The sequence below is a fragment of the Nocardioides sp. CCNWLW239 genome, from assembly GCF_037137035.1.
Classification (GTDB): Bacteria; Actinomycetota; Actinomycetes; order Propionibacteriales; family Nocardioidaceae; genus Nocardioides.
The window spans coordinates 425,899-432,787 of the sequence record NZ_JBBBNW010000004.1 but is presented as its reverse complement, the minus strand read 5'-3'; the positions used below and the strand labels follow the sequence as shown (position 1 = coordinate 432,787).

The window sequence follows — 6,889 nt, the reverse complement described above, 5'->3', positions numbered from 1 at the left end:
TCCTTGACACCGGGGCTCGTCGAGAAAAACTTGGCTGGCTATCGGGACGGCGGCCCCGGTGTGGCCGGGAGGCGATCCTCCGTTCAGGAGGAGCGGGTTCCACGAGGCTGGGTGTGGCCCTACGGGCCACTTACCAACCACAAGAGCTAGGCCGTACGCTCGCCGCGAAAACCATAGTTGACCTGCATCTATGGATGGTTAGGTATCCAGTCTGAGCGTAGAATCAGACCCATCACGACACGCCTCTCAACACCTCGGACAGGAGGAGGCAACGATGAGTCTGGACAGCAGGATCGACGCGACCACATCAAGGATCGATGCCTCCCTCGATGAACTCCTGGGACGGGACCCGATCTACTGGTCTGCCTCCCAGAAGAAGGCGATGCTGGTCTGGCTCGCGAAGACCGAAGCGCGGCAGGCCGCGCTAAGACTGCGGATCCTGGGGGCCTCCGGTGACATCGCTGCCGAGACTGGGGACAAGGACGCCTCCGCTTGGATGCGGGCAGAACTCCTGGTCGACAAAGGCACCGCGAGATCTGCGATCAAGCTCGCCGGCGCGATGAACAGATACGACCTGGTCGCCGCCGAACTTGCGGCTGGCCAACTCACTGAGGCGAAAGCCCAGGTGATCACCCGGGCTCTGGACACGATCGACACCGACCCAGTCGCCACCCGCGAGGACCTGGTCCTGGCGGAGAAGCTGTTGGTCGAGGAGGCCAGTCGGTTGACCGCCAACCAGCTCCGCATCGCGGGGAGACGGATCCTGGAACGGGTCGACCCGGTCCGGTTCGAGGAGGCTGAGGCCAAAGCACTTCTGGCTGAAGAGCAACGCGCCCTGCAGAAGACCGCGCTCCGGATCTGGGACAACCGGGATGGCACGGTCGGGTTCGAGGGTGTGCTCCCGGTCGCGAGCGGAATCAGGTTCAAGACGATGGTCGAGGCCTACGCCCAACCGCGTAAGCAACAACTGGTGGAGAAGGGTGCGGCGCTGCCGCCGTGGGAACGACTCCTGGGCCACGGGTTCACCCGGCTGCTCGAGACCATCGACCCCGCCGTCCTGCCCCGTCACGGTGGCGACGCCACCGTCGTCAACATCGTGATCAGCCTCGAGGAGCTCCGCAAAGAGCTCGGGACCGCGATCCTTGGGTTCGACGAGACCAACGGCGCCACCATCACCGCCGCCGAGGCCCGGAAGATGGCGTGCAACGCCACCATCATCCCCTGGATCCTCGGTGGTGACGCAGAAGTCCTCGACGCCGGTAGGGCCAGCAGGTTCTTCCAACCCATCCAACGCAAAGCACTCCGGATCCAGCAGAAATGCTGCCAAGCCGAAGGCTGCGACATGCCACCGGAATGGTGCGACGCGCATCATCTCGATCCCTGGAACACCGGAGGAAGAACCGACCTCAAAGACGGGGTCCTGCTGTGCCCGCATCATCACCGTCTCGCTCACCTGCCGACGTACACCCATGAACGCCTGCCGGACGGCACCATCCGATTCGCCCGCCGCTCCTAGGGGTGCGGATCAGTTCCGATCTGGCGGAGGTCCGCGACGAGCGAGCATGGGAAGCTTCGATGTCGGTGGCGGAGCGTACTCTCGGCCTTGTGGCGGTGAACGGGACACGGCGGCCCCGCGTCGTGATGATGTGCGGGCCGGGTGGTGCCGGCAAGACCACCTACGCGAAGCGCCTGGAGCGCGAGGGGTGGGTGCGTCTGTCGTTCGAGGTGGAGTTCTGGGATCGCGGAATCACGACGATGCCCTCCGCCGACGTGGTCGCCGAGGTGGCGGCAGACCTGAAGGCGCGCTTGCTGCGCCATGTCGCGGCGGGGAGCGATGTCGTGCTCGACTTCGGATTCTGGTTCCGGCGACAACGCGATGAGTTTCGCGCACTGCTCGCGCCGGAGGGCGTCGTGCCGGTGACTGTCTATGTTGCGACGAGTCTCGAGGTCATCCTGAGCCGGGTCGGTGACCGACACGGCAGGCGGGCCGACGATTGGCCGCTCACCGAGCAGACGGCGAGGGAATACTTCGAGCGGTTCGAGCCGCCGACGCCGGAAGAGGGGCCGCTCGAGGTGGTCCGCTAGCCAGGGCGCCTGCGGTCGCGTAGTCACGGCATCGGGGGCATTCGTCGATCACCGGGTGCTCGCACTCGGCGGTGTGGCGCAGGAAGGTGGCGGCCGCGTCGAGCTGGGCCGCCTCTGCGGCCACGCGCTCGGCCTGGGCGGCCAGCTGCGCCGAGCGCTGGCCGGGAGGGGCGGATCGGAGGGCTCGGATGTCCGCGAGGCCGATGCCGGCTCGGCGGAGGCGGTGGATGATGCGGGCCTCGTTCACGTGCTGGTCGGTGAAGTCTCGCTGGTTCCCGTTCTTCCGGCTGGGCGTGAGCACGCCTTCGTCCTCCCAGTGTCGCAGGACGTGGGCGGGAACGCCGACGAGGTCGGCGGCCAGCGAGATTCTCATGTGTCCACCTTGCCTTCAGGTCGACCTGAAGTTCTAGCGTTTCGGACATGGAGCTACGAAACCGGCCCAATCCTTTCGCGGGACTCGACTCGCTGCCCGCCGACTACACGCCACGGCAGCTGGTGAGGACGGCGGTGGCGGGAGCTCGTTCGTACGTGGCGCCGAGACGACCTGATCAGCGCCTGCTGGGTTCGCTGGCCGAGCGCGCCCGGGGTCCGCTGCCGCCGGCGACGAGGACCGTCCGGCTGCAGACGCTGCCGCAGCGACCGCGGTCGGTGCCGAGCAGGCTTCTGTACGAGCGGATGCCCGGGGCGGATCGGCTGAGTCTGCAGTCGTTCGTGGTCCATCATCCGGAGGCGACGCTTCTCATCGACCCGGCGGTGCCCCGAGATGCCCAGGGTCAGGCGGTGGCCGAGCTCCAGCCGCTGCTGCAGCGGATCGTACGACCGCCCGCGACGACGATCCCGACGGTCGAGGCCCTCGACGCGGCCGGGGTGCGGCCCGACTTCGCGCTGAGCACCCACGCACACTGGGACCACGTCTCGGGGCTGCTCGACCTCCCGGGACTGCCTGCGATCCTCCACGACGAGGAGCTGGCCTGGGCGGCTGCGGGCGAGCAGGCGCCGGTGGGCGGCGTACGCCGGGGGCTCGCGGACCGGGAGCTGCTGGAGTTCTCTCTCGACGGGCCGCCGCTCCTCACCTTCGAGCGGAGCCATGATCTCTTCGGAGACGGCAGCGTCGTGCTGGTGGACCTCGCCGGTCACACGCCCGGCAGCGTCGGCGTGCTGCTGACCACGGAGGACGGCCCCGTCCTGCTCGTCGGAGACACCGCGTGGCACGGGCTGCAGATCGAGCAGCTGCGCCAGCGCTCCGGCTTCCTCGGCTGCCTCGTGGACGTCGACCGGGAGCAGACCTGGCGGGCACTGCATCGCCTCCACGCTCTGCCGTCCTTCGTGAAGGTCGTCCCTGCCCACGACCACGAGCGGGCATCGGAGTGGCGACCCGGCGAGTGACCCGATCAGCGGACGACGTCGGGCGTCAGCAGGTCCTGGTTGCCGTCCGCCCACTCGGCCATCCGGTCCTCGCGGACGGCGCGCCACAGGTCGCGGTCGCGGGAGGGGTCGAGGCGTACGACTGACTGGTCGCCCACCATGGCGGTGCCGTCGGTGGGCACGGTGAGATAGCTGATGTCACCGGTGCGCAGGTTGCGGAGCGAGGCGGCGAGCCTGGCCATCTGGAACGTCGACCAGCCGTCGTCGACGGAGGCGTGCTTGGAGAAGAGGGTGAGGAGGTCGAGGACCTCGTCGGGGTGCTTGCGCAGCTCCTGCTCGAGGGTCTGCTCGAGCAGCGTACGGAGGAAGGCCTGTTGGCGGGCGACGCGGTCGAGGTCGCCGTCCCGGAGGCCGTGGCGCTGACGTACGTAGAGGAGTGCCTGCTCGCCGTCGAGGTGGTGGCGCCCGGCCTCCCACCGGACGTCGCGGGCAGAGTCGTAGACGGTCTCGGGGATGTCGATGTCGACACCGCCGATGGCGTCGGTGAGGGCCCTGAACCCGTCCCAGTCGACGACGGCGAGATGGTCGATGCGTACCTCGGTCATCGCCTCGACCGTCTCGACCGTGAGCCGGGGGCCGCCGAAAGAGTAGGCCCAGTTGACCTTGCCCTTCCCGTGACCGGGGATGTCGACCCAGGAGTCGCGCGGGATCGAGACCACCGCAGCCGAGCGCCGGTCGCCGTCGAGATGAACCAGCAGCATCGTGTCCGAGCGTGCCTGCCCGGGCTTCCACCCAGGTGCCTCGGCGCCGGTGGTCGGCGTGTCGGAGCGAGTGTCCGTGCCGAGGACCAGGATGTTCATGGCGTCGGCAGCCGACCCGGTGGTGGGCTTGGCGGGCCGGTCGGTGAGACCGGTGAAGGCGTCGGGGAGACGCTGGATGTTGCTCTCGACCTTCGCCTGCAGCCACCAGATGCCGGCCAGGGAGGCGGCGCAGAGCAGCAGCAGACACACCACCAGTCCGACCAGGGCCTTGTGGGCACGCCGGCGCCGTCGTGGTGCGGTCTCGTCCGCAGGGTCCGGCTGCGGAGGCAGGGACTGATGATCGACGATGGCCACGTGCTCAGGGGACCGGCCCGCGCCGGTTCGCGGACCCCAAATGCTCGCCATTCCTCAATTTCAGGCACCGGTCGGTAACGGGCGGTAACCAAATATAGGGAAGGAATACACCTCGGGGTGTGAGTCAGTAGGGTCACTCTGCTGTAGGCCGCTGTTCATGTCGTTCCTCCCGAGGGCGCACGTGTTTCATCAGCCTGGCTGCGTCTTGGGAGGGGTGCAGCCCGCGAATGACCAGGGGAGAAGTGTGTCGATGTCAGGCGTCGGCCGGGACGAACGTGCTCGGCTCCACGACGTAGCCTCCGCGCTGGCCGGGATCCGGGCCGCGACCGCGCTGCTGAACGCGCCCGTGGCGATCGGCGAAGACCGCCGAACCGCGCTCGCGGACGCGGCGCAGAGCGAGCTGCTGCGGCTCGAACGGATGGTCCGGCGACTGCAGGAGTCCGCCGGGTCGGGCACGGACCCGCAGGCCGGGGCGCCGGTGGACGAGGTCGCCGAGGTGATCGACCTCGATGCCGTCGTGGGCACCATGGTCCGCGCTCACCGGGCCAAGGGGACCGATGTCGAATGGCACCCCGGCCGGCTGCTGGCCCTGGGTGACGCGGACCAGATGACCGAGGCGCTCAACGCGCTCCTCGACAACGCCGCGGCCCATGGCTCCGGACAGGTCCGGATCACGATGGGGGCGAGCGACCGTCCGGAGACCTCCGTCGAGATCGCCGTCACCGACGACGGGCCGGGGATCGCCCCCGAGCTCCGCCGACGGATCTTCGCCTGGGGCGTGAGCGGGCCGGGATCGACCGGTCAGGGCATCGGCCTGCACGCCGCGCGCGACCTGATGGAGCGTCAGGGCGGCTATCTCGAGCTGGTCGAGTCCGCCGAGCGCACCACGTTCGTCCTCGGCATCCCGATGCTCGGCTGTGCCGACGAGTCGCCGGCCGGAGGTGTCCGCCGTGGTGTCACCGCGTAGACGGGTGAAGGTGGTCATCGTTGACGACCACGCCCTGCTCGCCGAGTCGCTCGAGCTGGCTCTCAACTTCGAGGGCTACGACGCCCGTCGCGTCGAGCTGCCGGAGGAACCGCCGTCGGAGACCAAGCTCGTCTCGCTGATCACGCGCTCCCAGCCACGCATCGTGCTGCTCGACCTCGATCTGGGACAGCACGGTTCCGGCGTACGCCTCATCGCCCCGCTCGCCAGGGCGGGGGTCGACGTCGTCGTGGTGACCAGCTCGACGGACGAGCCGGACTGGGGCCATGCCCTGCACGCCGGGGCCCGGACGGTGCTGTCCAAGACCATGCCCCTGGGCGAGATCCTGGGCACCGTACGCCGGCTCAACCACGGTCTCAGCGTGCTCGACGTCGAAGACCGTGAGCGGTTGATCCGGGCCTGGATGGGGCAGGAGCAGAGGATCATCGAGATCCGTCGCCGGCTCGACCAGCTCTCCCCGCGGGAGTCGCAGGTGCTCGAGCACCTCATGGGAGGCCTCACGGTCGGCGAGATCGCCAAGCTTCGCGTCGTCTCCGAGGCGACGGTGCGCACTCAGGTGAAGTCGGTCCTCGCCAAGCTGGGCGTGTCCTCGCAGATCGCCGCGGTCAGCATCGCCCATCAGGCGGACTGGCGCGCCGCCTGAGCCACGGGCCGATCGCAGGTCTCAGAGCGCGACCAGCCCGTCGTCCTCGCTCGTGCCGCGCAGGGCGTAGAGCGTGCCGGTCGTGGGACAGCGCCAGACCTCGCCCTCGGCGACGAGCGGGGTGCCCGCGTGCCCGACCCAGCCGATCCGCCGAGCGGGGACGCCGGCGACGAGCGCATGATCGGGTACGTCGCGGGTCACCACGGCGCCGGCCGCGACCATGGCCCAGGCGCCGATCGTGACCGGGGCGACGCAGACGGCACGGGCGCCGACGCTCGCGCCGGTGCGTGCCGTCACGCCGACGGCCTCCCAGTCATCGCCGTTCTTGAGCGTCCCGTCGGGGTTGACGGCGCGCGGGAGGACGTCGTTGGTGAAGACCACCGCCGGCCCGACGAACGTGCCGTCCTCGAGCACCGCCGGCTCGTAGACCAGTGCATGGTTCTGGATCTTGCAGCGGTCGCCGACCACGACCCCCGGCCCCACGTACGCTCCTCGGCCGACGATGCACTCGCGGCCGATCCGGGCGTCCTCGCGGACCTGGGCCAGGTGCCAGACGAGGGTCCCGGCGCCGATCACGGCGCGGTCGTCGACGTCCGCGCTGGGTTCGATCCGGGGTTCGATCCGGGGTAGGTCGTGGGTGTCCTCGATCGTCATACCCTCAGCAAACCGGGACCCGGGCGGCCCGTGGAGCAGGCC

8 protein-coding genes are annotated in these 6,889 nt (G+C 69.3%); 5 read left to right on the top strand and 3 right to left on the bottom strand.

Annotated features, from left to right (window positions below; translation table 11 throughout):
• Positions 1–274: 274 nt before the first annotated feature.
• Entirely contained in the window at positions 275–1,516 is a 1,242-nt protein-coding gene (locus WBG06_RS19080) for an HNH endonuclease signature motif containing protein (RefSeq protein WP_336738541.1), read from the top strand.
• Between the two features lie 2 nt (positions 1,517–1,518).
• Entirely contained in the window at positions 1,519–2,085 is a 567-nt protein-coding gene (locus WBG06_RS19075) for an AAA family ATPase (RefSeq protein WP_336738540.1), read from the top strand.
• Here WBG06_RS19075 and WBG06_RS19070 read toward each other — a convergent pair.
• Positions 2,003–2,458: a helix-turn-helix domain-containing protein gene (locus WBG06_RS19070; protein ID WP_336738539.1), complete on the bottom strand. Its 456-nt coding sequence runs from the start codon at positions 2,456–2,458 to the stop codon at positions 2,003–2,005. The two genes, WBG06_RS19075 and WBG06_RS19070, sit on opposite strands and share 83 nt — an antisense overlap.
• 47 nt (positions 2,459–2,505) lie before the next feature.
• Here WBG06_RS19070 and WBG06_RS19065 point away from each other — a divergent pair, with 47 nt between their 5' ends.
• Positions 2,506–3,471: an MBL fold metallo-hydrolase gene (locus WBG06_RS19065; protein WP_336738538.1), complete on the top strand. Its 966-nt coding sequence runs from the start codon at positions 2,506–2,508 to the stop codon at positions 3,469–3,471.
• Between the two features lie 5 nt (positions 3,472–3,476).
• Here WBG06_RS19065 and WBG06_RS19060 read toward each other — a convergent pair whose 3' ends face one another.
• Entirely contained in the window at positions 3,477–4,565 is a 1,089-nt protein-coding gene (locus WBG06_RS19060; RefSeq protein WP_336738537.1) for an LCP family protein, read from the bottom strand.
• Positions 4,566–4,815: 250 nt separating this feature from the next.
• Here WBG06_RS19060 and WBG06_RS19055 point away from each other — a divergent pair, with 250 nt between their 5' ends.
• Together WBG06_RS19055 and WBG06_RS19050 are read left to right on the top strand one after the other, a co-directional pair.
• Positions 4,816–5,532: a sensor histidine kinase gene (locus tag WBG06_RS19055; RefSeq protein WP_336738536.1), complete on the top strand. Its 717-nt coding sequence runs from the start codon at positions 4,816–4,818 to the stop codon at positions 5,530–5,532.
• A gap of 10 nt (positions 5,533–5,542) precedes the next feature.
• Complete coding sequence (locus WBG06_RS19050; RefSeq protein ID WP_336738535.1) at positions 5,543–6,193, top strand: helix-turn-helix transcriptional regulator; 651 nt, start codon at positions 5,543–5,545, stop codon at positions 6,191–6,193.
• 21 nt (positions 6,194–6,214) lie between these two features.
• Here WBG06_RS19050 and WBG06_RS19045 read toward each other — a convergent pair whose 3' ends face one another.
• Positions 6,215–6,847: an acyltransferase gene (locus WBG06_RS19045; RefSeq protein WP_336738534.1), complete on the bottom strand. Its 633-nt coding sequence runs from the start codon at positions 6,845–6,847 to the stop codon at positions 6,215–6,217.
• Positions 6,848–6,889: the final 42 nt, after the last annotated feature.